The sequence below is a fragment of the Sutcliffiella horikoshii genome (genome assembly GCF_008180725.1).
GTDB lineage: Bacteria > Bacillota > Bacilli > Bacillales > Bacillaceae_I > Sutcliffiella_A > Sutcliffiella_A horikoshii_B.
On the sequence record NZ_VTEV01000005.1, the window covers coordinates 415,528 to 438,433 of the forward strand.

Here is a 22,906-nt window from a genome sequence, read left to right on the forward strand (position 1 = left end):
TGTCCCCATGGTCCACATAGAATCTTTTAAGAAAGCTTGGTGATACGATGTATTGGAAATTAAGAATTCCTCTTCTTTTGTGTAGTTTTGGAGTTATCTCTGGATTTGTTCAAATGTTTCATCACCTCATTTTTACGAATCTTTCTTATCTCATTAATAGTGTTATCTTTCTTGGCCTAATTGGAATTATCTATACACTATTAGAAAAGACAAGAGTAAACGAAAAAAAGGTTCATTTTAGTTTGGGTGTTGGAATCATTCTATTTGGTATTTCCTTTGACTATTTGATGGTGTAGTGGTGCTAAAGGGACAGGCACGGCGACCCAATTTTTCACTAGACTCGTGCCTACTATCCCTCAACTAAAACATGATATTCCATTAACTCCCCGTCTATTTCCACTAAAATCACCATCGGAGCATCTTCCTGTATGTATTCCTTCTCTGTTGAAAAAATCTCTGTTCCTTTTGGTAGCTTACTTGCGTAAAGGTCCCGGAACCACCAAGCTTTTGTTGTTTGCTCCAGTATTTCCCCTATCTTATCCCCCCTGACAAAATCACTCTCCCTGTTTTCATCTATGTTTCTTGAGTAAATTAAGCCGTCCAGTTGGATAATGTCTGCATCCCTATTTTCAGATAAGATTTCTTTCGCAGTGGGATTATCCACATTGGCGTCTTTACAGGCTATTAATAATAAAACCATAACTACTATCACCAATAACTTATGAAATGGAATAATATCACCCCTAAAAATAACTTGAATCTAAATCGGGCCACGGTGCCTGTCCCTACTTCTCTTCCACCAACTCGAAATGCTCTACTACTATAATCGTATCATCATCTAATCCAATACCCTCTTGTCGTAACGCTTCTTTCCAGCTAACGATGTGGTCTTTACCAAACTCTCCTACTGAATTGGAGTTCTCCGCTTTTGCAATCCTCTCGTCAACATCCCCAAAGCGTATTTCATAATTTTCGGTAATCCTGATGGTACACCTGTGGTTTCCCTGTTGATCATGTACCGTAACGAGATCCCCTACTTCCGTAGGTAGTTCTTCCGGGGAGTCATAATACCAAACTTTTGGTGTACATGTCGCGGTTTTCTCTCCTCTTATTACTTCTAAAACCAATCTATCGTCCTGTTCATCTCTTCCCCATAACGTCATTTTTTTCATTTCTTCCACCCCTAATTCTTCCACATTTCTCATTCTAATGACATATTCACCGCTTCAAAAGCATGGATGTATGCTGTGTCAAATAGAGGAACATCTGAATCCTCCGGTTTTACCAATAAACCAATTTCTGTACAGCCTAAGATAATCCCTTTGGCACCAGAATCGATTAGGCCCTGAATAACTCGTTTATAGTAATCCCTTGATTTTTGTTGAATGTTACCTAAACATAACTCTTCATAAATAACTTTGTTTATGCTCTGTCTTTCCTTTTCATTTGGTACAATAACTTTTATGCCGTTCAGCTCCAAGCGAGATTTATAAAAATCTTGCTCCATGGTGTACCTTGTGCCTAGTAATCCAATCGAATTTATACCTTTCTCCTTGATTTGGGCTGCGGTTGCATCTGCGATATGCAATAGGGGAATCGTTATTTTTGACTCGATGTCCTCTACAACCTTGTGCATCGTATTGGTACAAATGACAATAAAGTCCGCTCCCCCCATTTCTAAAGAACGGGCAGCATTACCTAACACTTCCCCGGCCTTTTCCCAGGCGCCTTCTGATTGGTAACGTTCTATTTGATGAAAATCGACACTATATAATAAACATCTCGCTGAATGCAATCCCCCCAACCTCCTTTTAACCTCTTGATTGATAATCCGATAATATTCAACAGAAGATTCCCAACTCATTCCGCCAATCAGACCAATAACCTTCATTTTATCCACTCCATTATCCTTATTCATTGATTGAAATAAGCCAACGCAAAAAACCGGCTTAGGCCGGCTTTCTGCATTATGACGATATCAACTCTTTTGGGCATTCATTTCTTCCCATTCTTCTTTACTAGGACCATACACTCCAGGAACTTTCAAGTCTGCCTGTCTCATAAGGACAGTCAATTGACCACGATGATGTGCCTGATGTTGAATCAACAGACGTAAAACAGCCTGAAATGGCATGTCTCCGCCAAATAAATTCACCATTTTATTCATCGTTTCATCTGTAACTTGTTCAGAAAAAGCTTGTGTAAAGCGCTGACTAATTGTTTTGTAGGTCTCGCTGATTTCAGCAGCCGATTTTGGGGTCTCTTTTCGAATATCAGGAACCTCAAATTTTATACCAACCTGAGCGGGAAAGTAGTAAGCGGATCCTGTAATATGCCAAGCCAGGCTTCCAACACTGTATAATCCTGGGGAAACTTCGTGGTTCAACGATTCATCCGTCATCGCATCCAATACTTTTTGGGTAACAGCTGCTTCTTGTTTCCATTCATTTAGAAAATCATTAACTGAAGTAAACATTCCATTCCCTCCTTAAATTAGAAAAACTCTACCTTATAAACAACCTTTCAAATAATTCTACCACGTTCTGCCAACCATTCGCTTCTCTCAATGCCTACAAAGCAAAAATAATTTGGTACAAGGTGGCAGCACACCTACCCACTTCTATTTTGCGTTGTAAACTTCAAAAGAGTTCACAACCTTTTCTAGTTCGCTTTAATCGATGCCAGGTGATGGACCTGGCGTCTTTCCTTTCCACTTATAATAACTCAGCAACTACCACTTTCACCTATCCAATTTCATCTGGGTTATTCTTCTAATGTTTTTTCAAAAAACAAAATTCCACTTGCACCACTAATTAGTAATACTATATACTAGTAATAAGTAATACAGAGTACATGATTGGTGGGATAGATTTGGATAATATTACAGAAATGCTGAAGGGAGTGCTTGAGGGTTGTGTATTGGAAATCATCAGCCGAGGCGAAACGTACGGCTATGAAATTACGCAGCAACTGCGGGCACTTGGTTTCACAGATGTGGTGGAAGGCACGGTTTACACCATTACGATGCGTCTGGAGAAAAATAATCTGGTGGATATGGAGAAGAAGCCTTCTACTATAGGACCGCCGAGAAAATTTTACACACTTAACGAAGCTGGCCAAGAGCACCTTAAAACGTTTTGGGGAAAATGGGAGTTCGTTTCAAGCAAGATCAACCAACTTAAAACAAAAGGAGAGATACTATGAGCTTTTTAGAAAAAATCATCGGAAGCTTAAACGACAAAAAGGAATGGAGAGAAATGGAGGCGCGCGCGAAGGCACTACCTGCTGTGTACCGCAATGCTTACTACGCGATCCAGAAGTATATGTGGACTGCTGGAGGTCCGACTGACTGGAGAGAATGCAGTCGTATATTCGGTGGCATTTTAGAACTTTTCGAACAAGGTGCAGCAGAAGGGAAAAAAGTAACAGACCTCACCGGAGAAGACGTGGCATCTTTTTGCGATGAGCTAGTGAAAGATACGGAAACTTATAAAGACAAATATCGAAAGAAATTGAACGATACGGTGAACGGAGGGTAACGTTGGATTGAGGGGACAGGAACGGTTACCCACTGTCGACTGCCCCCTCCTCCTTCTCTTAACTTAAAACTCGAACACCTGACGTAATTCAATCTGCCCTTCCCCATATCCTTGAGGATCCGGCATCCGCATTGCCCACTCAACAGCTTCTTCTTTTGACTTCACATCAATTAAAATAAACCCGGCAACCAGGTTGTTCGGTTCAGCAAATGGACCCTCTTCCACCATCGGCTCCCCTCCCGGCTCTGGATAAGAAATGCGCATTCCATTTGAGCTTGGATGCAGTCCTTTCGCCATGACTCGCACGCCTGCTTTGACTAGTTCCTCGTTATACCTCGTCATAGCTGCATTGAGTTCTGGATTCGGGCGATTTCCTGTTTCCGAATTTGTTGATGCCTTTACGATTAGCATGAATAACATAAGGATTCTCCCTTCGTTTATGTACTTCATTAATTAAATCAATCATACTAAAATAAGTTGAAAATAAGTGATGTATTGTTGGTCAGATCTTGCAAATGTCCAAAGTTTTTGCGAAGTTGACCGAAGATTTCGCATTTTTGACCGAAGTTTCCGCAAAGTTGACCAAAGATTTTCAATTTTTGACCGAACCAAAAATTCAATTGACCGAACCCCTGGTACAAAGTGACCAAACCCCTTGGTATTTTGGCCGAACCTTTCGATATCCCATCAAATTTTGACCAAAGACTGGAGAAAAGTGTCCGAACCTAAATTTTCACCATAAAAACAGCCTTTTTTTTATTAAAAACAAGCATATTTCTCATCTTTCCTTCTACTTGGAGCCGCAAAAACAGGCTCCCCCACCTACGACATGTAGTTCGTAGCCAGAGATAACAAAAATGATTAAAATCTCTCAAGCTATTGAAAATTTTTCATATTTTCAAAACTAATTATTTGTAATATAGTAATTAGGTTATCGCACAAATAAAAAGGAGCTAGATGATGGACTTTATTACCATATTAAAAGCAGTCATATTAGGGATTGTCGAAGGTTTGACGGAGTTTGCTCCTGTTTCATCAACAGGGCATATGATTATTGTAGACGATATGCTCCTACAATCAAACGAGTTTCTTGGTAAGTATGTAGCCAACACATTTAAGATTGTCATACAGCTCGGGTCGATTCTGGCAGTAGTGGTAATTTTCAGGAACAGATTCATAGAACTGCTCGGGTTAAAACATTTCCGAGGAGGAGAATCTACCTCAAAGGGTTCCAAACAACTTAAACTTACCCATGTTTTGGTGGGGCTGCTTCCTGCAGGATTCTTGGGGTTACTATTCGAGGACTATATTGACGAACACTTATTTTCACTGGAGACTGTTCTGATTGGACTTGTCATCGGAGCTGTATTGATGATTATGGCAGACCTATTCGGTCCAAAAGAGCTGAAAATGCAGAGTGTTGATCAAATGACCTATAAGCAGGCTTTTTCCATCGGACTGATTCAATGCTTATCTTTATGGCCAGGATTTTCAAGGTCGGGTTCCACCATTTCTGGCGGAGTTCTACTTGGAATGAGCCATCGTGCTGCCGCAGATTTTACATTTATTATGGCAGTGCCCATTATGGTTGGAGCGAGCGGACTGTCCTTACTGAAAAATTGGCAGTACTTCACTATCGAAGCTTTACCATTTTTTGCTGCCGGTTTTGTTACTTCGTTTATTTTCGCTTTAATTTCCATAAAGTTCTTCTTGCAATTAATTAATAAAGTCAAGCTTGTGCCATTTGCTATTTATCGCATTGTGTTGGCACTGGTTATTTATTTGGTTTATTTTTGAGTCGAGGCGCACAAGCACGTCCACCCACTTTGAATAAAAAATACAAAAACCACTCTCTGACATGAAGTACCTTGTTAGAGGGTGGTTTGTTTCATTTTGTTACATTAATAATAGGGATATGGTTGATATGGATAAGGCGGGTATGGATAGTACGGATATGGTCTTGGTGTTAACAGCGCACCGGCTGCCAATCCTGTTACAAATGGAAGACCGAAACCAATACCACCAAAGCCAAAGCCTGGACGGCCGAATCCTAGACCCGGACGGACACCAAAGCCAGAACCGAATCCACCTAAACCAAAGCCTGGGCGACCAACGATTCTTCTTTGATCATTATAATTAAAGTTCACTAGACTACACTCCCTCAAGTTATTCCTTACATCCTATTCAAGGGACAGGAGTCTATAAACTTGTACCTAGAAAGATGTGTGAATGCCTAGCGGTGGGTTGAGGGGACAGGCACGGCGACCCACCTTTTTCTCACAAATTCATCAAGATAATTAATTGGATCACGGAGATCAACGTTGGAAACAAAGACAGTAATTTCAACCAATTTTTCTTGGTAATATAACCGACGACTAGCATGGAGATACCCAGTATAAGAACAGTAATAATTGTTAGGAATGACATAATCACCCTCCTCCTCTTTTGTGTAATTTTACACTATAAGCGTAATATTTGCCATTGGTTTATTAAAGAGAGAAGAACACTTTTCCACTATTCCTTATCCTAATATACCTTGCGAAAATGGTTGAAAAATCACGAACGCTCTTCAACCCCTATTTCAACTTACAAAATAAAATTTTGAACAAACGATTGTTTAAGTATCGGTATTTCAACATATCTTAAATCACTAAAAAATACTCTGAGGTTTTATCTTTCTGCCTTCCTCATATCCCTAAAATCATCGATAATGAAACTAGTAAACTAAATTCTCCATTACCCGTATAATTCTACAATTTCAAAACGTCTTTATAGTATAAACACTTTAGGAGGGAACTCATATGGAAAAGGCAAGTACCATTAACAGAGGTTTGGTGGAAGAAGCACGAAAACTAAGATATGAATTTGAGGAATTAGTTTCTGTTTACACAACAGATTTGTGGAATTATTGTAAATATGTCACTGGTTCTTCCTGGGATGGAGAAGACCTTTTTCAAGAGACGATGATAAAGGCTTTTGGGTTACTACCAGAGCGTTGGAGTGATATTACGGACAAGAAACACTATCTTTTTAGAGTGGCAACCAATACGTGGATTGATCAGTGCAGAAAGCAAAAACGTCAAATAGGTACGTTAGATGAAGCACCTGAAACTAATGTTGATTTCTCTGACCATCTCATACTGGAAGAAATCCTAACATCTTTGGAATTGAATTTGACTCCAAAGCAAACAGCTGCATTTTTACTAATGGACATATTTCAATTTAGTGCAGAAGAAATAGCCGGAATCGTCCATAGTACGCCCGGCGGTGTCTATTCGGCTGTTCAACGTGCGAGAAGAAAAATAGCATCTATGGACTTTTCACAACCCAAGACGAACTGGGATTCACAAGTCCAAAACCACACCATTCAAGCATACTTACAAGCTTTTAATAATGGCGATTTAGAAAGTATGCTGAGTCTGTTTAGTGATCAAGCACAAAATGAAGCGTTCTTCGGTTTCCAGGAATTCTCTAAAGACGAAATGTTAAAAGGCTCCCTTAAATTTGGGTTACCCGGCCATACTGCTCAAGAATTTATTCTTTGGGGTAAAGCCGTCATTATCGTGTTAGCCAATGGCGAAATTCATGACATACAAATTCAAGAAATTGAAAACGACAAAATCGTAAGCCACAAAAGCTACTTCTTCAGAAAAGAATTTATCCTGGCAGCTGCAGAAGAGCTTGGATTAAAAGCGCAATTGGTTAAGCCACCTGTAAACTGGAATTGATTATTGGGGGAGTCGAGTGAACAGGTTTGCTGACCCATTTCAGCAACCAGTTCCCCTCTCTCCCCCTTTATACTTTAAGTTGGACCGCTCGAAGCAAACCCACTTTCATCAATCCTATAATCAACCCTCAAAAAAGGCACCCCAAAAATCTTCATCTTATGCTCAGCAGTAAGCCCCCCTTCACCTGTTGCTTTAATAATGAAGTACTCGGATAACGGCAGCTTGAAAATCGTCTTCCCCGCTGCTAAATAAATCCCCGGATCCCCTTCACCTTCACTTGAAAGAACAAGCGACCCATCGTTCACAGCATCAAGCTGCAAAACACCAATCATGGACGAGTAAGGAAGAGGAAGTGCTATATTCATATAGGTTCTCCCCTCGGTCTCATGCTGAGAATAAATCGCGACAAATACAGTTTGATTTTCCACCTGACGGACCCAGGCCCTAGGATTTTTTCTCCCATCAAGCTTTGAATCCACTGCCCGGATTGTAAAAGTCATCTCAGTAGGTTTACTCGAGATAGGAAGGTTTAATTGTTGCATTTGTGTGCTCACCCATTTGTAACACCATGCCAATGGTTTAAACCATGTCGACCATTTTACAGAAGCAACTAGCTGATACCGTTCTGTTTGCTCATAGAAATGAACGATGGTGTTGGGTAAAGCTTTTACATCCACAAAATCATTTAGATTATCTACTAATCCCGGTCGTTGTTCTCCCGCTCCTTTTAGCTTCCCTCGTATCTGACTTACCGGAAAGTTCCAGTCAGTCTGTTTGGAAGGAGGTGGCGCCATCACCCACCCAATAACCCCTACCATTCCAAAAACAACACAATTAAAAAAGCCATGAAACATCAACATAAAATCAATGCTAACAAACCAACTTCCAAACGCGCTATTGGCCGCATAAAGCAAGGAAAAAACAATGGTGATACCAAGTGCAACGTAGGAGAGCCTTATGAAAAGTGCCTGCAGGTTGGTCACAAAACGTGTTCGAAATGCAAGAATGATTAAGCTATAGATGGCAAAAATGTAAACCAGCACAGAGATAAATTCTAGTAAAGGCCAAAACGTGATGCCGATGGCAACGAGCATCGGGCCAGCTAAAATACTCCCGACAATAAAAGGATACCAGTTGGAATCGTGCAAACGCCCAAAGAACCCTAACGAAATAGGAAATAAAAAGGCGGAGTAGTGAAAATGAATGGCTGTTAACCACGTGATCAGCGGACTAAAACCGGTATCAACTCCCGCAATATATGCAAAGAACCATAGGCCCCCTACAAACAAATACATCATACCAATATCAATCGGTAGTTCTGCCCAATTAGTAAAGCCACGTTTGAAGAACCGCTTTACCCCGTATAACGCGACAAAAAAAGTAAACATCAAATAGATGAAGGCTAATATGATTTGCCCTGTGCTAGATGGGACCACTGATAATAAAAAGACTGCTAGCATCGTCATCCACGTGAAGATAATATGCTTCCGCTTGACTTCCACTAGCAGCTGGAGCATGAGAGGAACGAAAATCAATTGTGCAGCAGTCAGCATTAATAAATAGGGTTCTGCTGTAAAGAGACTGCTTGCTAAGAAAAAGAAAATACCTGCAAGAGTAATGGGACTAAAGAGGCTGTGCTTTAAATTCGCCTTCATAAGCCATCACCCTCCCTACCATTCGATTTCGTATCTCCACTTGAATCGTATATACTTCCCGCGCATCATGATACCCTTCCTCCACGGTTACCACACCTTCTAATAACCGGGGAATAGGAATTTCGCGTTTACCTGCCAAAAACCGTTGAGAACCAGAGCGAATCCGCATTCGTCCTTCCCGAGTAACGCTCATTTTTAAATCCGAATAAAATAAATGCGGCTCCCCTAAATAATCCTTTACCACTTTACGCTTCGGATCGATTGTCATGTACGCGTTAAAGTTCCGAGAAATCTTTTCAAAATGAAAGGTGCGTTCCCAATATATTTCCGTTTTACCGGACGGCAGTGATCGAGAAGTATTTTTTATGGTAAACGGCACATCTTTTCCGCTTTCAGGGAAAAGAAATTGCCAACGAGCTGATAAAATTAAAAAGGGTTTCAGCCATGGTGAACCTGTCTTCACTTTTACCATCGTTCCCACTCCATAAAACGGTTTACCAATTGGTAATGCGTAACGATCCTGTAGTTTTGGGTGAAGCCGCTGAAAATCCTCCCCCAATAGTTCTTGATAGATGGTCATTTTGAATCGCCCCTTCTTGTGCGCTTGCAACTGGTTGCCGTTGGTACATCCTTTGCTAGTAAAAAGCCAATGATGGAAAGAACCCAAAGACTAGCATTAAACGTAACAGGATTAAACGGGTGTGTTGCCATTGATGGACTAGCAATTAAGGCACTGGCGGTTAATAGAGGAAAAACCAGAATCTGCAAAGCAAATAAGTGTCTTTTTTTACGATAAAAAAGCCATAGAACTGCAAATAATATTTCTAAAACCCCAATAATCCCAACAGCCTGTACCGCAGCAGCCCCTTCCATGGAGCTTAAGCTAGAAAACATGGACACTTCCTCAGGATGTTTAGCCAGCAACTTCGGGACAAGTCCTTGATAAGACCAAACAAAGAAAAACAGCATAGTAATTAGCATGGTACTAAAGAAACGCACATACTGTGTTCGCGGCGTTTCCCCCTTTTCTACCCAACGCTTCAGCACATCAAAGCTAAGCGCTGTGGCCCACCCCATAACAGGACGGAAAAAAAAATCTAACAATCTGCCAAACCATCCGTAACGCACCTCATAGTCATACTGGGTTAAAAAGGTGATCCCTTTATCAGTCGGTATGTATCGCCAGTAGCCTTTTCCTTCTGAAATGGGAGAAATCTTTTGATCCGTACCAAAATGCAATGAAGACGTTTTCGACCCATCCTTCTTATCATGCGTACCAATGCTTTTCCCCCAACCGGCAACTTTCAGCCCACCCCCAATTTTCGTTTCATATAAAAAGGACTGCGGGCTATCCTCTGATTCCTTTGGTAAATAGGTAATAGAAGAAAAACGTAAATCCCACTGCTCATGCAATTTAGGATCCTGAGTTTTCTCCCAGATGTCATCTATACTAGACTCAATTGGAATTTCTACATAAATCGGCTTCTTTTTCATCATGTCACCTCTATTAATAAAATAACATAGGTTAACGTGGGAAATGGGAGAATAATAGAGTTTCAAAAAAATAAGCGCTTATCCTTTTTCAAGAGTCAGAAAGTAAAGTTAGAAACACACACAGTTACCTGCCAACACGATTTTCATCTTTCGTGGTTGCTCCATTTTGTTGCTTACATACACTTATACCTTTTCCCTGTCACCTTCGACCTTTTTTCGATCAGCTTATACATTTCCCGAGTTACCTTCTACATTTCCCAAACGTGCTTCTACCTTTCCACGCCAACGTTCTACAATTTTACAAAAAAAAGAGGTTTCTACCGCTCTGCACAAGCGAAAGAAACCTCCCTATGGTCGAGGGGACAGGCACACTGACCAATTTTACCTCTCACCTCATTTTTCTCGTTCCAAGATATGCCCGATAACTATACACAACATCATTAATCCCCCAAATAATCCATTATCAGTACTTTCCATATTTAAGAAACGCGGTCCGACTAAATAATTGAAAATGAAAATAGCAATGGCCATAAATAACAGCACTTTATATATCATCCATACACCCTCTTACTTCGCTTAATAATTGTGTTCAGCTATTTTGAAAATAAAAGACAATCTGAAAAGCTGCAAGCAAAACTAAACTTTGAATAAACGTAACGGATATGTCTCTTTTCCAAGTGTTTTTGTGCTTATAGCTACCAGGAAACCTTTTGAAAACAAGGAGTATAGCCCACCAAAATAAAAATCCATAAATGAAAGCATTTAAATTTTCGTACAACAAATTGATTTCCCCCTCTTTCACCAAGTACCTTTACTTTTTAAAAATTCTCTCCTTATAATTTAACATATATATCCATAACTACGGTTATTTTTTCAGAAATATAATATTTTTCAAACCAATCATTAAAAAACACTTTTTGGTATGTTAAAATATTCCTAATTCTTTTGTGTCATCGGTTAGATGATGCTGATTACCAGGCTAACAACCTAGGATTTCATATTTTCTATATTTAAAGGAGCGATCCCTATGAAATTTGTACATATATTCGGCCCCCAAGCAGTCGGGAAAATGACGGTTGGCCAAGAGTTAGAGAAAATAACGGATTTAAAGCTTTTTCATAACCATATGACGATTGACTTGGTTGGGCATTTTTTTGACTACAGCACAAAGGAAGCAAAGCGGTTAGTGAATTTGTTTAGGCAGGAGATTTTTGAAGAGGTTTCAAAAAGCGACCTGTATGGCATGATTTTCACTTATGTTTGGATGTTTGATAAGGAGTCAGATTGGGAGTATGTGAAGAACCTCACCCAGTTGTTTGAGTCCAGAGGTGCGACAGTTTACTATGTCGAATTGGAAGCAGATCTAGACGAGCGGCTGGAGCGAAATAAAACGCCAAACCGCCTGGAGCACAAGCCGAAAAAGCGAGATTTGGAATGGTCGGAGAACGATTTGTTGGAGACGTTGGAGAAGCATCGGTTGAACTCAATGGATGGGGAGATACCATTTGAGAATTACATTAAGATTGATAATACGAATATGAGCGCGGAGGATGTCGCAAGGGCTATTAAGAATCGCTTCGACTTTTAAGGGTTCGAGGCCTCCCCTCCTCCTTTTCCTCTAGGTCCTTTCCCCATATTTCGAAAACTGTAATAAATTTTACGAAAAACCCCATACTAAAAGATTAGAGAGAGCTACTTTTTTAGAAAAAGTTTTCAGGATATGGAGGTTTCACCATGACTAGCGCAATAGAAGCCATAGCAGCCATCATTAAAAATTTCACAGATGAAGAGCCTAAATTCCCTTTACATGTTGGCGAAGTAATGGATCTTTGGACAGCTTTTACAGCTTTTAAGGAAGCGCATACTCTTTATCAGGTTGCACTCAACACTACCACTGACACTGACTTGAAGCCCGTTTTGGAAGAGGCGCTGGAAGGCAGCTTCGCTGATACGAAAAAGATAGAGGAATTCCTGATTAAAGAAGGAGTGCCACTGCCCCTTATTTATCCAAATAAACCAGCCTCCGAACCAAGTGCTGTTCCCGAGGGTGTTAGATTAACCGATGATGAGATTGCCAATCTTATTTCTGTAAAAGTTGCGGCCTCCGTAACCTTCTGTGCCCAAGCTATGTCCAAAACAGTTCGAACCGATGTGGGGCTTTTGTTTTTTTCCATACAGGTTAATTTAATGAAATTTGCTGCACCACTGAAAAATTTAATGAAAGCCAGAGGTTGGTTAAGAGTGCCACCACCATATAATCCACCTGGCGCTCCCCATCCACCTAATTAAATGCACAATTGCCCAGAGATCTTATTCCTTGGGCATTTTTTTAGACATTGCTTTCACTATAAGGAAATGAGGACTTGTCATGAGATAGTGATAAGCCTTTTCTTTAATGTCTCTCATTTTCTCGTGAGGCTTTGGTTCCATCAGTTTATCAAGCATGAAAAATTGAGTAGTTTGATTGACGATATCCTCCATCGGCCTCCTGTAAAAACTGACTTCAATGGTGATGGTCGGCTTTTGCCAAGTATCTGTTAGTAGCTGTGTGTGGAAGTAATCTTCACACTGGAAGTTCGTATAGTCCATGAACGGATGATGAATCGAAAATAAGAAGATCCCGCCTGGCTTCAAAACACGGCTAAATTCCTTGAATGTCGAGGTCCAATCCTTCAAATAGTGAAGCGTAAGGGAGCTGACAATCACATCAAAGGAATCGTCCTGAAATGGCAGAGGCTCTTGAAGATCGTGGCAAAGAAACGTCGCATCGTCCCCCACCCTCTCTTTTGCCGCTTTTATCATGTCCGGACTTAGGTCAATTCCCGTAACTTCGGCACCGCGATGCACCATTTGAGCACAGTACCAGCCAGCCGAGCAACCGGCATCCAACACTTTTTTACCCTTCAAGTCAGCCGGCAAAGCAGCCATCATTGCCGGCCGTTCGTAGTAAGCGTTATAAGGACTTCCTTCGTCCGTGTCATTTTGATAGGTTTGGGCTAGTTTGTTGTAGGTGTCTTTGGTGGGGTTGGTCATGTTTATCGCCTCCTCTATCTTTTACTTTGGGGTATCCAATAAAATTAACGCATCAAACAAATCTTTCTGCAGTTTTTCATCTTCACTCACATAGAATACCAAAATGTTATTTATTCCATAAGAATGGTGTTCTATCACTTCCATTGTGGCGGTTTTTTCTTCAAAGTCTACAATACCTTTTGCTCTTTCGGTTGGTGAGGCGAAAATATATATGGACAACATGTTCTCTTCTATACTATATACTTCAGGTGTCACAGCATTTAGTTCTTGTGCGAAAACACTCTCAGTTGCAATGTTTTCTTTTTCATCTAAATTATACCCTTCCTCAGTTAATACCTCTAACACTTCTTTAAGGCTTATTGGTTCTTTGATTAATTCTTGCTCTTGCGTTGTGCAAGCTCCTAAAATAGCTAGGAAACCTGCGAAAATTAATAGTTTTTTAAACAACTTTACCGTCCCCTCTTTCCCTCTCTTCATGATATGTATCATAATACTCCCTAAAAGTTTCTTTAAAAATGCTGATATTCGATTCACTAGAGACAATATCAAGTACATCCGAGCTTGCATATAAAAGGAAGGCTTCATTGTAAAAGCAAATATGTAACGACCTCTGATGCCCTCTCATTAGCCCAATCATCTATCGGTATAAACTTCCCGTGGTTACATTTGTGATGGTCGTATAAACACATGTACAGTCTAAATCGTCACTCCAGATTCGATTTTCTCTCCAGTTGGTGATGGAGAACCTTCTACCTAGATGGAGTGTTTCTTTTTGCTTGAACCTATCCGACTCATAGCCAGAAAGAAAGGTGCAATCCACCCTTGATTGTTTTTCTAGCTTCAGGCTTTTAAAAATTCTCTTAAGCGTTCCTGGATTCTCTTCAAGCACCGTCCATCCAAACCGTATTCTTTGACTATCATCCACTTGAAAATAAGGTGGCTCTGGGTTGGTTATATCTATATCTTTAAACATTTTTAGTTGCATTCATTTCACCGTTTTAATGTTTTAGTATTATTTTACCAGTATCTCGTGTCTTTTGTGAAACTAAATTGCCTGAAGGACCGTAGAATCTAGTAAATTAATCTGCAACTTGTGAGAGGATTTGAAGTGATATTTAGACGGGAGGTAAGCAAATGGATAATAAGGTTTTTAAAATTAGAAAAGCAACTTTATCAGATACGAAAGGGATAGCTAGAGTACACGTTGAAAGTTGGAAAACTACATATGCCAAAATTGTACCGGATGAATACTTGAACAATTTAACTTATGAAAGCCGGGAACAAATATGGATTAACAGCATTCCTAACGGAGGAGTATATGTAGCAGAAGATAATGGAGGGGAAATAGTTGGTTTTTCATCCGGCGGGAAAGAACGAAGTGGTAGGTATGATGGCTACGATGGGGAATTATACGCCATCTATATTTTAAATGAGTATCAAGGCCAAGGGGTTGGAAAAGCACTTGTTCAACCAATCGTTGACGAAATCATAGGAATGGGATTAAACACCATGCTTGTTCTAGTTTTGAAAGATAATGATTCGTGTTTATTTTACGAAGCACTAGGTGGCATAAAAATAGATGAACTTGAAGTGCAGATTGCTGGGAAGGAACTTACGGAAGTTGTTTATGGGTGGGAGAATATAGAGCCGAGGGGACAGAGACCGCGGCCGTTTTATTAATGGGTCACGGTGCTATAATTGTAAATAATATCATAATCTTCTGTTTAGGTATTTCCTTTTGTCGCAATGCCTAGGGATGTTACCCTTCTTTTTCATCCGAAAATTTTCAATATCGAGTCCTAATATAATATGGGTCACCGTGCCTGTCTCCTCAATTTTTTGTAACTTATCTTCTGGTGGCGCGTTGTAATAATAAAGAGAAAAGAAAGGGGTGGGGGTATGGATCATCTCGGTAGGAAGCAGCGGATTAATGATTGGTATGAGACTTACAGTAATGATGTGTTTAATTATGCTTTTTTTATGATTGGGGACCGGGAGCAGGCGTTGGATATTGTGCAGGATACGTTTGTTCGAGCTTACAATCATTTAGAAAATTTTCATGGTGGTCGTGAGAAAAGCTGGTTATTCCGGATTGCTCGTAACCTAACCATAGACTTTATACGAAAAAACAAAACAATAGCAAACTACTTAAGCTTTCTTCCCTTTGGCTTGCATGATGAAAAGTCAGCAGAAGATATCGCAATTCTAAATGAGTCTGAAAAGCAGTTGTATCTTGCCATAAGTAAAATCAAGCCTTCCTTTAGGGATGTCATTATTTTACGCAAAATAAAGGAGTTTTCGATTGGGGAGACAGCTGAGATTCTGGGGTGTTCTGAGGCAAAGGTAAAGGTTGATTTATTCCGAGCCCTAAAAATTTTGCGAAAAGAACTGGAAAAGGAGGGATTCCGATATGAAGCAATCTAATGACTTCCAAGCCCTAAATCAAAAAATTGTGATGAGTGACAAGGAACGAGAGAGAGTTCAAGAACAGGTGAATTCTAGAATGAACGTAATGCCTGAGTCTGTTGAAAAGAAAGCATCCACTCCCCGGAAGTACTATGTTGCCTTAGGTGCGGCAACGCTGATATTTATGCTTATTTTAATACCGGCGATTTTCAATAACTTGGAGAGGTCGAGTGATAGCGCAGTGGTTGCAAATGAGACTTGGGAGGAGAAGGTGGCGGACTTACTTATTGAACATGATGACTATGAAATACTTCATATAGAAGAAGTAGATTCCGGTGCGATGGTTCTTTTCACCTACCAAATAAAAAAAGAGGTAAATATAGAAATGGTAAGTGCCATGTTTATTAGTAATATTAATCAAGGTCGGGAGGATATTACAGATGGTGGAGAACATGCGATCATTGATCAGAGTCATATAAGTCATGAATTTATATCTCCTATTAATGAAGATTCTCCCTTCCCTCTAGTTTTCGGAAAAATCATTAGCTCAGATGTTTCAGAAGTACTTTTGAAAAAGGTTGAGACAAAGCAAGAAGTTAAGACCGAGAAAATTATGTCAAAGAGTGGAGAGAGATATTGGTTTGCTTTTACAGATATAAAACCAGACGAAATGTTTGAACTACATGGGTTAACGAGAGATGGTCAAATAATCTATTCTATTGACACGCTTTATGCAAATGGAAACTCTCCTGTTTTAGTAGAAGGAAATCCCGAAGCAGCAAATTTTGAGTTAACTGCCGAGGAACTTGATGTTTATCAACAGTTAAAAATGGGTTTCAACCAGCAACTACTATTAGACCTCTCCCCTATCAGCATTGCGAAATTATTTGTGCAAGCTACAAGCGACAAAGAGTGGGAGTTACAATACGAGCTTTACACAGATCGCGAGGATGTAAGACGAATTGAAAAAGAGGAATATTTTAGAGAGATGGTCATTCCTGACAAAGATGTCCTCTTTGGTATTCAGGATGGTACCTTTCATGACCACGGAGATAGCTATGGCCATATAAGTTACACCAACATCTATGGTCAAGAATGGGCCTTTCAGATGGTAAAGGAGAATGACGGGAGTTGGGCTGTTGCGTTTATACCACTTCAGTAACTAGGAGGATGATGAACATTTTATCCCATATCGGATGCTGCATGAATTCTTTTTTTACTTTTCATGATTATAGAGCAATTGATTACACGCAAACAAAATCAGTGAAACGGACACTAGGACTACCAGTTGTTTTAAAAGTGTATTTTCCATAGTCAAATAAGGGTTAATCAGATATAAATTTGCTACGAACGCAAATAAAACAAGTAAAAGAATTACCAAGGACTGTTTCAGCCAATAGAATATCATGAGGCATTCACCAAGAACCACATCTTTTGTTGCATATTATCGCCTCCTACTTTTACTTACGGGACGGTTCTACTGTCCCCTATTCTGATATAATATGCGAAAATAAAAATGCACCAACAAGTATAACACCACCAAGCTGAAACAAAAAAACACCCTTCCAAAATATCTAGAAAGGGTGCTAAAGCTATTACCGATTATTTTCCTAGTATTCTTCCTTGTAAGGAGTCCCTTTTCCAGAGACAACCAAGTTTTGCAAGCTTGTTAAATAAGAAGTCCAGCCTCGCTGACATGCGTCAAAGCATTCTAGCTCTTCATTCAGCCCGACATGGGTAAACTGTAAAACTGATACTTTTTCAGTTACCGATTGAATTTCAAAACGAATGACGGTTCCTTCCCAGTCACGTAAGCTTTGGAATCCACTGCTCTCTGGATGCAAAGAATCGATGACCTTCCATTCCACTAATTGGTTTGGTACTAGCTCAGTGATTTCGGCTTTCACATAAAAACCGGCTTTTGGAAAACGAAATTCGGCAGTTCCTCCGACCTCATGTTCAAGCTTTGTAAACACTGTCCACCAACTGCGAACGCCCTCTTCTGTTGAAACGGAATGATACAATTTTAGGGCTGGTATCGGTAAAGTTATTTCTGCATGATAATCGTTTGGCACGAAAGCTCGCCTCCTCTCTTTTCTTAAGAAAAGCATGTCGAAATTATTTTTCTTTTACAGCATTTTTCAAAGACTTAATCACACCGATATGTTCACTTTCATGAAAAGCTGCAAAGGAAAGTAATTGCCCAATAGTCTCCAGTTTTAAAGGTCCGATAGGTACTGGTTGTGAGATCTTTTCATCAAGACGGCCTGCAAATGTTTCTTTAACCCGACCAACTTGTTCTGATAATAATGTTAGGATTTCATCAAGTGCTGGCGGAGTTACTTTCCACTCTGATGGTCGTGTTCCACTTTTAAATAGTTCTCCATATCCTTCAGGAAGATTCATTGTTTCATTTGAATAATGAAAAGCAATGCCTTCTACTGCAGCGTAAATGTGACCAAGCTGCCAGCGCAAAGAATTTGAGAATCCATCTGGAACCATATCTGCATTTTTTTCTGTTACATCCTCAGCATGCTTTAATACAATGTTACGCGCAAATTCCATCTGATCAAATATCATTTTTTCATTCATTTCATTTCTCTCCCTTTTCGTTATCCTATATTAATTATCCCACGTATTTTCTAAGGCTTTCTTCTAATGAACTTGTCCAACCAAAATTATGATTCTGTGCAGCTTCTTCACTTGGAAGGTGTGTATGTGTGACTACCACTTCAGTAGAATTTTCCTTTTCCACGAAATCAATGGTAACTTTTGTTGCAGGAAATTCTTCGTCTCCATTTTCCCACTTCCAAGTAAAAACTAATTTATCATGCGGTACGACTTCTAAATATTGACCTGTTAATACATGTGTATTTCCGTCTGGAGAATGCATACTAAATTTGTATGCTCCGTCCACTTCCACATTCATTTCATCAATCGTAGTGGTAAATCCATCTGGCCCCCACCAGTTCTTCAGTTCTTCAGGCTTTGTCCATGCATGAAACACTCTTTCCTTTTTGACAGGGTAAGTGTGGTTTAACTGTAGTGTAAAATCATGGGGGCTATTCATCGTGATCATGATTGTTTCCTCCCTTTTCTTCTTTTAATAAATATCTTTCTAAGCTTGTCAGCTGACCTTCCCAGAACGACTTGAGATCATTTAGCCACTTTGTCGCCTCATCAAAAGCTTCTGGGTGAAGATGATAATACTTATACCTTCCTACCTTTCTAAAAGAGACTAATTTGGCATTTTCTAACACCTTCATATGTTTTGAAAACGCAGGTAAAGACATATCAAAAGGCTCAGCCAGCTTTTTCACTGTCTTCTCACCTTTTGATAACTCCTGAATAATGGCCCTTCTGGTTGGATCTGATAATACAGAAAATACTTGATCAAGATTTTGTTTATAATAGTTAACCATGCAGTTAACTATAAGGTATCAAAAATAGAAATGCAAGTTTTTTCGAAAGGTGGGATAGATTAAACCCTCACTCCCATGTTTCATAACATAAAAAACCACAAACATTTAATCCCAAACGTTTGTGGCGGACTTTACGTAAATTTTTCTTCCAGCAAGACAAAAACCGAATTCCAATGCAGCGGACTATGCACTCGTAGTACAAATACTTATTTTAAATTAACGCACAGACGGGTCAAGGAACCTGTCCCCACAAACCGCATTAAGTACTCCCTGATCAACGAATGGCATGACTGGTATAATTTCTTTTAACCCTTTTTCTGAAATAGCTTTGAGCGCAAGTTCATTCAACACTTCTTTATCCATAAATGGGCAGAGCGGTACAATAGAACGGATTCCTTCTTTTTCAAAACCTTGCTTTGCCAGTGAAGTTAGTACTTCTTGTTTCAGAAAAGGAGCAATCACACTTATTTGTTTTAATCCTTGTGAATCAAATTCTTTTTCTGCAAAGAGTCCCAGCTTGTCACGGTTTATGAATGGGGCAATTGGGGCGATGGATTTAATCCCTTGCTCGCTCACTGATTTTTCCGCGAATTCATCCAGTAGTTCACGACTTACAAATGGCGCAATGCCTGCTAACGGTTTTATTCCTTCTTCATCAAATTTCTTTTTGGCACATTCATCAAGCACATCTTGACTGATAAACGGTGCAAATGTGGCCAAATCTTTCATGGTGAGAGTATCTGATAGACTTTTAAAAAGCACATCCGCTTTTTCGGAATCAAGGAGCGGCGCTACATTGGAAAACTCCTCAGCAGAAGCTATATATTCCTTCTCTTCCCCAGCTATAATCTGCTGAATCAGAGCACTTCCCTTTTCATGATTCAATAGCTCATCAATACTTACCTCTAAAATGGTCGCAAGTTCAGGTAGCTTTGCAATATCCGGCATCGTCTCGCCACGCTCCCAATTACTCACCGCCTGATAACTTACCCCCAGTTGATCCGCCAAATTCATCTGTGTCAACTTCTTCTCTTTGCGCCAGTTGGCAATCTGCACTCCAATTCTCTTCATATCAAACACTTCCATCACCTCTTTGCTTTTGATAGGTTAATTGTAAATTCTTTCTTCCACTATGTATATCAAGTGATGCTTGAGTTTAATCAATTCTGCTAAAAGGAAAACCAAGTCCATCATTACAGACTTGGTTTCTTCTCAATAATAAATTCTATCTATTAACGCACAACCGGGTCAATGAACCTTTCCCCACCGTACAAATTTCCAAATAATGCATCGCCCTAGTACATGCAGTATAAAATACCCTTCTCAAGCTCTCATCACCATACACTTCATCTGACGCATTATAAATAATGACAGCATCAAACTCGACACCCTTGGACAAGTACGACGGCACGACGACCACGCCCTGTTCGTACTCCATCGAGTTCATTTTCAGCAGCTTCAAATTCTCGATGTCTACAGAAAGTGCTTCAAACGCCCTCCCACTCTCTTCGCTCGACTTGCAGATGATCGCAACACTTTGATATCCACGAGCCTTTAACTCCTCCACTCGTGAAGTGATCCCAGCATGCAAGCTCTCAAAATCATCCACTTCCGTCACCAACGGCTCCTCGCCATCTCGGTCAAACGGAATTATTTTATCTCCATTTGGAACAAGTTTTCTCGTAAACTCGATAATCGGACGTGTAGATCGGTAACTACGCGTAATAGTAATGATTTCCGTTTTCTCCGGTCCATAAAGGCCCTCCAGCACATCAAAGTTGACTGCTTCACTTGCATGGGCAAAAATCGCCTGGTTAAAGTCACCAAGAACGGTCATTCTGGCAGCAGGGAAAAGACGCTTCATAAACTCGAATTGAAACGGAGAATAATCCTGCGCTTCGTCCACGACAATATGCTTGATCGAACTGTTTATTTGAAAGCCAAGAATCAATTCTTTTAAAAGTAAAAACGGCGTCGCATCCTCATACCACAGTTTATCTGCCGTCAGCGCTTCAATTGTACCCTGACAGATCGTCGGCCACTCTTCAGGTGCCTCCCCTTCCAGCCATTGTCCAATCTTAGCTGATTCCGCAAAAATCTGCTGATATAGGCTTTTGAAATCGATAAATTGGTAGCTGCGAACCCGCTGTCGTAATGGCTTCATTTTCTTATGCACAAGCAAACGTGCAAGTGCCCTCGGATCCACTTCATAATTCGCAACTTCTTCTCTCTCCAAGCCTTTCTTTTTCGCCAAAAACGCCCGTGCTTCGTGGTATTCTTCGTTACTGAGAAGCTCCATCTCCTCCTGAACCCATGACTGATCGCTTTCCGTCTTTTGAATGGATTTTAACTCTTTAATCAGCCAATCCTTCAATTTTTCCAGTCGGTTGGACAGGCGGAGGGACGTTTCTTGTTGATAAAATCGATCCGAAATTTGTTGGGCCGTTACAATCGTTTCCCCTCTAAAAGTGATGTCCTTAAACGTCATTCCTTCCGCGGCTAACGATTCCATATAAGATTGGATGGCATCATAAAAACGAAGGGACGCCTTAAATTTTATACCAGTAAGCCTTGCGCTATAGCCAGGCGAACCATTCTCCGTCAATACATATTCCAACTGTTCATAAGGATTTTCCACCTGAAACGCTTTAGACAGACGGTGATCGAGATACTCTTGAAAGGTAACCTGTTCCATGCTTTCCTCACCAAGCTCCGGCAAGACATTGGACACATAGCTCTTGAACATGGAGTTCGGGGAAAATAAAAGGATTTGGTCTGCATCGAGGTTATCTCTGTATTTATAAAGCAAATAGGCAATCCGTTGCAGAGCCGCTGATGTCTTCCCGCTACCTGCCGCACCATGAACAATTAAGAGTCTACCGCTGTCATGACGGATAATCCTATTCTGTTCTTGCTGGATGGTGGCGACGATATTATGCATATAGTTATCTGCAGTCGCTTTACCAAGAACCTTTTGTAAAATTTCATCCCCAATGGTGAGACTTGTGTCAAACATGGACTCGAGTTCACCATTTCGAATTAAGTACTGCCACTTCTTTTCTAAGGTTCCCTCTATTTCGCCACCCGGGGTCATATACCTCGCCCGCCCAGGCTGGTAATCATAGTAGACGCTTGAGATTGGTGCTCGCCAATCATAGACCAGGAAATCCTCCCCACTTTGATCCATAAGGGCTGAGATTCCAATATAGATTTGCTCTTCTTCCGATGTTCCGTCCTCTATAAAGTCAATCCGGCCGAAATAAGGAATTTCTTGCATTTTGCGCAGCGTAATTAACCGTTTAGACGCATGCCGATGCGAGCTCTGACTCACTGACAGCGCTTGTGCCTCTTGCCTTAAGCCAATGATTGTTTCCAAATAATCATCAAAAGAATCCGTACTAACCTTGACTTCATCCCAAAAGTGTTTGCGAATATGAATGACTTCATCCTTACGTCTGGAAGTCTCCTTTTCCAGCTTCCCAATCTCCTCTGTAATGGTCTCCATCACATCGTCTACACGTTTTTGCTCCAACTGTATTTCCGTACTCATGCAAACACTCCTTTTTTTCGAAAATGAATAGTTAGGGGGTTGACTCGGAGGTGGATTGTATTGTAAAATTAAAATAGGG

The 22,906-nt window shown here is 40.3% G+C and carries 31 protein-coding genes; 11 read left to right on the forward strand and 20 right to left on the reverse strand.

What is annotated here, in order from left to right:
* The first annotated feature begins 47 nt into the window (after positions 1-47).
* Positions 48-296 carry a hypothetical protein gene (locus FZC76_RS14350; protein ID WP_148988849.1) on the forward strand — a complete coding sequence of 83 codons (249 nt, stop codon included), beginning with the start codon at positions 48-50 and terminating at the stop codon, positions 294-296.
* A 53-nt stretch (positions 297-349) separates the two neighbouring features.
* Here the strand turns inward: FZC76_RS14350 and FZC76_RS14355 are convergent, their stop codons facing one another.
* The 4 genes from FZC76_RS14355 to FZC76_RS14370 form a co-directional block, all read right to left on the reverse strand.
* Positions 350-700 (reverse strand): hypothetical protein, encoded by a 351-nt coding sequence (locus tag FZC76_RS14355; RefSeq protein ID WP_148988850.1) that lies wholly within the window; start codon positions 698-700, stop codon positions 350-352.
* A gap of 85 nt (positions 701-785) precedes the next feature.
* Positions 786-1,172, reverse strand: a complete 387-nt coding sequence (locus tag FZC76_RS14360; protein WP_187442078.1) for an ASCH domain-containing protein — start codon at positions 1,170-1,172, stop codon at positions 786-788.
* A 29-nt stretch (positions 1,173-1,201) separates the two neighbouring features.
* Complete coding sequence (locus FZC76_RS14365) at positions 1,202-1,891, reverse strand: aspartate/glutamate racemase family protein (protein WP_148988852.1); 690 nt, start codon at positions 1,889-1,891, stop codon at positions 1,202-1,204.
* Between the two features lie 87 nt (positions 1,892-1,978).
* A complete protein-coding gene (locus tag FZC76_RS14370; protein ID WP_148988853.1) occupies positions 1,979-2,476 on the reverse strand; it encodes a DinB family protein in 498 nt (165 codons plus the stop codon).
* A 395-nt stretch (positions 2,477-2,871) separates the two neighbouring features.
* Between FZC76_RS14370 and FZC76_RS14375 the strand changes: the two genes are divergently transcribed.
* Positions 2,872-3,204, forward strand: coding sequence for a PadR family transcriptional regulator (locus tag FZC76_RS14375; RefSeq protein ID WP_148988854.1), 333 nt, complete (start codon positions 2,872-2,874; stop codon positions 3,202-3,204).
* Positions 3,201-3,539 carry a DUF1048 domain-containing protein gene (locus FZC76_RS14380; protein WP_148988855.1) on the forward strand — a complete coding sequence of 113 codons (339 nt, stop codon included), beginning with the start codon at positions 3,201-3,203 and terminating at the stop codon, positions 3,537-3,539. The genes FZC76_RS14375 and FZC76_RS14380 overlap by 4 nt, the downstream gene beginning before the upstream one ends.
* 63 nt (positions 3,540-3,602) lie before the next feature.
* Here the strand turns inward: FZC76_RS14380 and FZC76_RS14385 are convergent, their stop codons facing one another.
* Positions 3,603-3,959 carry a YciI family protein gene (locus tag FZC76_RS14385; protein WP_148988856.1) on the reverse strand — a complete coding sequence of 119 codons (357 nt, stop codon included), beginning with the start codon at positions 3,957-3,959 and terminating at the stop codon, positions 3,603-3,605.
* 540 nt (positions 3,960-4,499) lie between these two features.
* Between FZC76_RS14385 and FZC76_RS14390 the strand changes: the two genes are divergently transcribed.
* Positions 4,500-5,336: an undecaprenyl-diphosphate phosphatase gene (locus tag FZC76_RS14390; RefSeq protein ID WP_148989047.1), complete on the forward strand. Its 837-nt coding sequence runs from the start codon at positions 4,500-4,502 to the stop codon at positions 5,334-5,336.
* A gap of 104 nt (positions 5,337-5,440) precedes the next feature.
* Here FZC76_RS14390 and FZC76_RS14395 read toward each other — a convergent pair whose 3' ends face one another.
* Complete coding sequence (locus FZC76_RS14395) at positions 5,441-5,686, reverse strand: spore coat protein (protein ID WP_148988857.1); 246 nt, start codon at positions 5,684-5,686, stop codon at positions 5,441-5,443.
* 130 nt (positions 5,687-5,816) lie between these two features.
* Positions 5,817-5,966 (reverse strand): hypothetical protein, encoded by a 150-nt coding sequence (locus tag FZC76_RS23090; RefSeq protein WP_187442080.1) that lies wholly within the window; start codon positions 5,964-5,966, stop codon positions 5,817-5,819.
* Positions 5,967-6,340: 374 nt separating this feature from the next.
* Here FZC76_RS23090 and FZC76_RS14400 point away from each other — a divergent pair, with 374 nt between their 5' ends.
* A complete protein-coding gene (locus FZC76_RS14400) occupies positions 6,341-7,267 on the forward strand; it encodes an RNA polymerase sigma factor (RefSeq protein ID WP_148988858.1) in 927 nt (308 codons plus the stop codon).
* Positions 7,268-7,341: 74 nt separating this feature from the next.
* Here the strand turns inward: FZC76_RS14400 and FZC76_RS14405 are convergent, their stop codons facing one another.
* The 4 genes from FZC76_RS14405 to FZC76_RS23095 form a co-directional block, all read right to left on the reverse strand.
* Entirely contained in the window at positions 7,342-8,922 is a 1,581-nt protein-coding gene (locus FZC76_RS14405; RefSeq protein ID WP_148988859.1) for a YndJ family protein, read from the reverse strand.
* On the reverse strand, positions 8,891-9,502 hold the full coding sequence (locus FZC76_RS14410) for a DUF4166 domain-containing protein (protein WP_148988860.1): 612 nt from the start codon (positions 9,500-9,502) through the stop codon (positions 8,891-8,893). The genes FZC76_RS14405 and FZC76_RS14410 overlap by 32 nt, the downstream gene beginning before the upstream one ends.
* Positions 9,499-10,416, reverse strand: a complete 918-nt coding sequence (locus FZC76_RS14415; protein WP_148989048.1) for a DoxX-like family protein — start codon at positions 10,414-10,416, stop codon at positions 9,499-9,501. The genes FZC76_RS14410 and FZC76_RS14415 overlap by 4 nt, the downstream gene beginning before the upstream one ends.
* A gap of 393 nt (positions 10,417-10,809) precedes the next feature.
* A complete protein-coding gene (locus tag FZC76_RS23095) occupies positions 10,810-10,971 on the reverse strand; it encodes a hypothetical protein (protein ID WP_187442081.1) in 162 nt (53 codons plus the stop codon).
* A 472-nt stretch (positions 10,972-11,443) separates the two neighbouring features.
* Here FZC76_RS23095 and FZC76_RS14425 point away from each other — a divergent pair, with 472 nt between their 5' ends.
* Positions 11,444-12,004 (forward strand): AAA family ATPase, encoded by a 561-nt coding sequence (locus FZC76_RS14425; protein ID WP_148988862.1) that lies wholly within the window; start codon positions 11,444-11,446, stop codon positions 12,002-12,004.
* Between the two features lie 146 nt (positions 12,005-12,150).
* Entirely contained in the window at positions 12,151-12,705 is a 555-nt protein-coding gene (locus tag FZC76_RS14430; protein ID WP_148988863.1) for a DUF3231 family protein, read from the forward strand.
* Positions 12,706-12,726: 21 nt separating this feature from the next.
* On the opposite strand, the gene FZC76_RS14435 is transcribed toward FZC76_RS14430, so the two are convergent.
* The 3 genes from FZC76_RS14435 to FZC76_RS14445 all read right to left on the reverse strand — a co-directional run bounded on the left by FZC76_RS14435 (position 12,727) and on the right by FZC76_RS14445 (position 14,434).
* Positions 12,727-13,449 (reverse strand): class I SAM-dependent methyltransferase, encoded by a 723-nt coding sequence (locus FZC76_RS14435; RefSeq protein WP_148988864.1) that lies wholly within the window; start codon positions 13,447-13,449, stop codon positions 12,727-12,729.
* 21 nt (positions 13,450-13,470) lie between these two features.
* Positions 13,471-13,896 (reverse strand): hypothetical protein, encoded by a 426-nt coding sequence (locus FZC76_RS14440; protein ID WP_148988865.1) that lies wholly within the window; start codon positions 13,894-13,896, stop codon positions 13,471-13,473.
* 190 nt (positions 13,897-14,086) lie between these two features.
* Entirely contained in the window at positions 14,087-14,434 is a 348-nt protein-coding gene (locus FZC76_RS14445) for a hypothetical protein (protein WP_148988866.1), read from the reverse strand.
* A gap of 149 nt (positions 14,435-14,583) precedes the next feature.
* Here FZC76_RS14445 and FZC76_RS14450 point away from each other — a divergent pair, with 149 nt between their 5' ends.
* The 4 genes from FZC76_RS14450 (at position 14,584) to FZC76_RS23100 (ending at position 17,169) form a co-directional block, all read left to right on the forward strand.
* Positions 14,584-15,129 carry a GNAT family N-acetyltransferase gene (locus FZC76_RS14450; protein WP_148988867.1) on the forward strand — a complete coding sequence of 182 codons (546 nt, stop codon included), beginning with the start codon at positions 14,584-14,586 and terminating at the stop codon, positions 15,127-15,129.
* A 219-nt stretch (positions 15,130-15,348) separates the two neighbouring features.
* Entirely contained in the window at positions 15,349-15,873 is a 525-nt protein-coding gene (locus tag FZC76_RS14455) for an RNA polymerase sigma factor (RefSeq protein WP_148988868.1), read from the forward strand.
* On the forward strand, positions 15,860-17,017 hold the full coding sequence (locus tag FZC76_RS14460) for a hypothetical protein (RefSeq protein ID WP_148988869.1): 1,158 nt from the start codon (positions 15,860-15,862) through the stop codon (positions 17,015-17,017). The genes FZC76_RS14455 and FZC76_RS14460 overlap by 14 nt, the downstream gene beginning before the upstream one ends.
* An 8-nt stretch (positions 17,018-17,025) precedes the next feature.
* Positions 17,026-17,169, forward strand: coding sequence for a hypothetical protein (locus FZC76_RS23100; protein ID WP_187442082.1), 144 nt, complete (start codon positions 17,026-17,028; stop codon positions 17,167-17,169).
* A 296-nt stretch (positions 17,170-17,465) separates the two neighbouring features.
* Here the strand turns inward: FZC76_RS23100 and FZC76_RS14465 are convergent, their stop codons facing one another.
* From FZC76_RS14465 to helD, 6 genes are all read right to left on the reverse strand, one after another.
* A complete protein-coding gene (locus FZC76_RS14465) occupies positions 17,466-17,930 on the reverse strand; it encodes an SRPBCC family protein (RefSeq protein ID WP_187442083.1) in 465 nt (154 codons plus the stop codon).
* 43 nt (positions 17,931-17,973) lie between these two features.
* Entirely contained in the window at positions 17,974-18,447 is a 474-nt protein-coding gene (locus FZC76_RS14470) for a DinB family protein (RefSeq protein ID WP_148988871.1), read from the reverse strand.
* Between the two features lie 34 nt (positions 18,448-18,481).
* The gene (locus FZC76_RS14475; RefSeq protein WP_148988872.1) at positions 18,482-18,934 is read right to left on the reverse strand and encodes an SRPBCC family protein; all 453 of its coding nucleotides are present in this window, start codon (positions 18,932-18,934) and stop codon (positions 18,482-18,484) included.
* Positions 18,918-19,277 (reverse strand): ArsR/SmtB family transcription factor, encoded by a 360-nt coding sequence (locus FZC76_RS14480; RefSeq protein WP_148988873.1) that lies wholly within the window; start codon positions 19,275-19,277, stop codon positions 18,918-18,920. The genes FZC76_RS14475 and FZC76_RS14480 overlap by 17 nt, the downstream gene beginning before the upstream one ends.
* A gap of 216 nt (positions 19,278-19,493) precedes the next feature.
* Entirely contained in the window at positions 19,494-20,348 is an 855-nt protein-coding gene (locus tag FZC76_RS14485) for a helix-turn-helix domain-containing protein (protein ID WP_222928512.1), read from the reverse strand.
* 154 nt (positions 20,349-20,502) lie between these two features.
* Positions 20,503-22,827 carry an RNA polymerase recycling motor HelD gene (gene helD, locus FZC76_RS14490; protein WP_148988875.1) on the reverse strand — a complete coding sequence of 775 codons (2,325 nt, stop codon included), beginning with the start codon at positions 22,825-22,827 and terminating at the stop codon, positions 20,503-20,505.
* Between the last annotated feature and the right edge of the window lie 79 nt (positions 22,828-22,906).

Coding starts and splice junctions, on each gene's coding strand:
- FZC76_RS14350 (WP_148988849.1), top strand. CDS start 48: ATGTATTGGAAATTAAGAATTCCTCTTCTTTTGTGTAGTTTTGGAGTT.
- FZC76_RS14355 (WP_148988850.1), bottom strand. CDS start 700: ATGGTTTTATTATTAATAGCCTGTAAAGACGCCAATGTGGATAATCCC.
- FZC76_RS14360 (WP_187442078.1), bottom strand. CDS start 1,172: ATGAAAAAAATGACGTTATGGGGAAGAGATGAACAGGACGATAGATTG.
- FZC76_RS14365 (WP_148988852.1), bottom strand. CDS start 1,891: ATGAAGGTTATTGGTCTGATTGGCGGAATGAGTTGGGAATCTTCTGTT.
- FZC76_RS14370 (WP_148988853.1), bottom strand. CDS start 2,476: ATGTTTACTTCAGTTAATGATTTTCTAAATGAATGGAAACAAGAAGCA.
- FZC76_RS14380 (WP_148988855.1), top strand. CDS start 3,201: ATGAGCTTTTTAGAAAAAATCATCGGAAGCTTAAACGACAAAAAGGAA.
- FZC76_RS14385 (WP_148988856.1), bottom strand. CDS start 3,959: ATGTTATTCATGCTAATCGTAAAGGCATCAACAAATTCGGAAACAGGA.
- FZC76_RS14390 (WP_148989047.1), top strand. CDS start 4,500: ATGGACTTTATTACCATATTAAAAGCAGTCATATTAGGGATTGTCGAA.
- FZC76_RS23090 (WP_187442080.1), bottom strand. CDS start 5,966: ATGTCATTCCTAACAATTATTACTGTTCTTATACTGGGTATCTCCATG.
- FZC76_RS14400 (WP_148988858.1), top strand. CDS start 6,341: ATGGAAAAGGCAAGTACCATTAACAGAGGTTTGGTGGAAGAAGCACGA.
- FZC76_RS14405 (WP_148988859.1), bottom strand. CDS start 8,922: ATGAAGGCGAATTTAAAGCACAGCCTCTTTAGTCCCATTACTCTTGCA.
- FZC76_RS14410 (WP_148988860.1), bottom strand. CDS start 9,502: ATGACCATCTATCAAGAACTATTGGGGGAGGATTTTCAGCGGCTTCAC.
- FZC76_RS14415 (WP_148989048.1), bottom strand. CDS start 10,416: ATGAAAAAGAAGCCGATTTATGTAGAAATTCCAATTGAGTCTAGTATA.
- FZC76_RS23095 (WP_187442081.1), bottom strand. CDS start 10,971: ATGATATATAAAGTGCTGTTATTTATGGCCATTGCTATTTTCATTTTC.
- FZC76_RS14425 (WP_148988862.1), top strand. CDS start 11,444: ATGAAATTTGTACATATATTCGGCCCCCAAGCAGTCGGGAAAATGACG.
- FZC76_RS14430 (WP_148988863.1), top strand. CDS start 12,151: ATGACTAGCGCAATAGAAGCCATAGCAGCCATCATTAAAAATTTCACA.
- FZC76_RS14435 (WP_148988864.1), bottom strand. CDS start 13,449: ATGACCAACCCCACCAAAGACACCTACAACAAACTAGCCCAAACCTAT.
- FZC76_RS14445 (WP_148988866.1), bottom strand. CDS start 14,434: ATGCAACTAAAAATGTTTAAAGATATAGATATAACCAACCCAGAGCCA.
- FZC76_RS14450 (WP_148988867.1), top strand. CDS start 14,584: ATGGATAATAAGGTTTTTAAAATTAGAAAAGCAACTTTATCAGATACG.
- FZC76_RS14455 (WP_148988868.1), top strand. CDS start 15,349: ATGGATCATCTCGGTAGGAAGCAGCGGATTAATGATTGGTATGAGACT.
- FZC76_RS14460 (WP_148988869.1), top strand. CDS start 15,860: ATGAAGCAATCTAATGACTTCCAAGCCCTAAATCAAAAAATTGTGATG.
- FZC76_RS23100 (WP_187442082.1), top strand. CDS start 17,026: ATGATGAACATTTTATCCCATATCGGATGCTGCATGAATTCTTTTTTT.
- FZC76_RS14470 (WP_148988871.1), bottom strand. CDS start 18,447: ATGAATGAAAAAATGATATTTGATCAGATGGAATTTGCGCGTAACATT.
- FZC76_RS14475 (WP_148988872.1), bottom strand. CDS start 18,934: ATGATCACGATGAATAGCCCCCATGATTTTACACTACAGTTAAACCAC.
- FZC76_RS14480 (WP_148988873.1), bottom strand. CDS start 19,277: ATGGTTAACTATTATAAACAAAATCTTGATCAAGTATTTTCTGTATTA.
- FZC76_RS14485 (WP_222928512.1), bottom strand. CDS start 20,348: ATGAAGAGAATTGGAGTGCAGATTGCCAACTGGCGCAAAGAGAAGAAG.
- helD (WP_148988875.1), bottom strand. CDS start 22,827: ATGAGTACGGAAATACAGTTGGAGCAAAAACGTGTAGACGATGTGATG.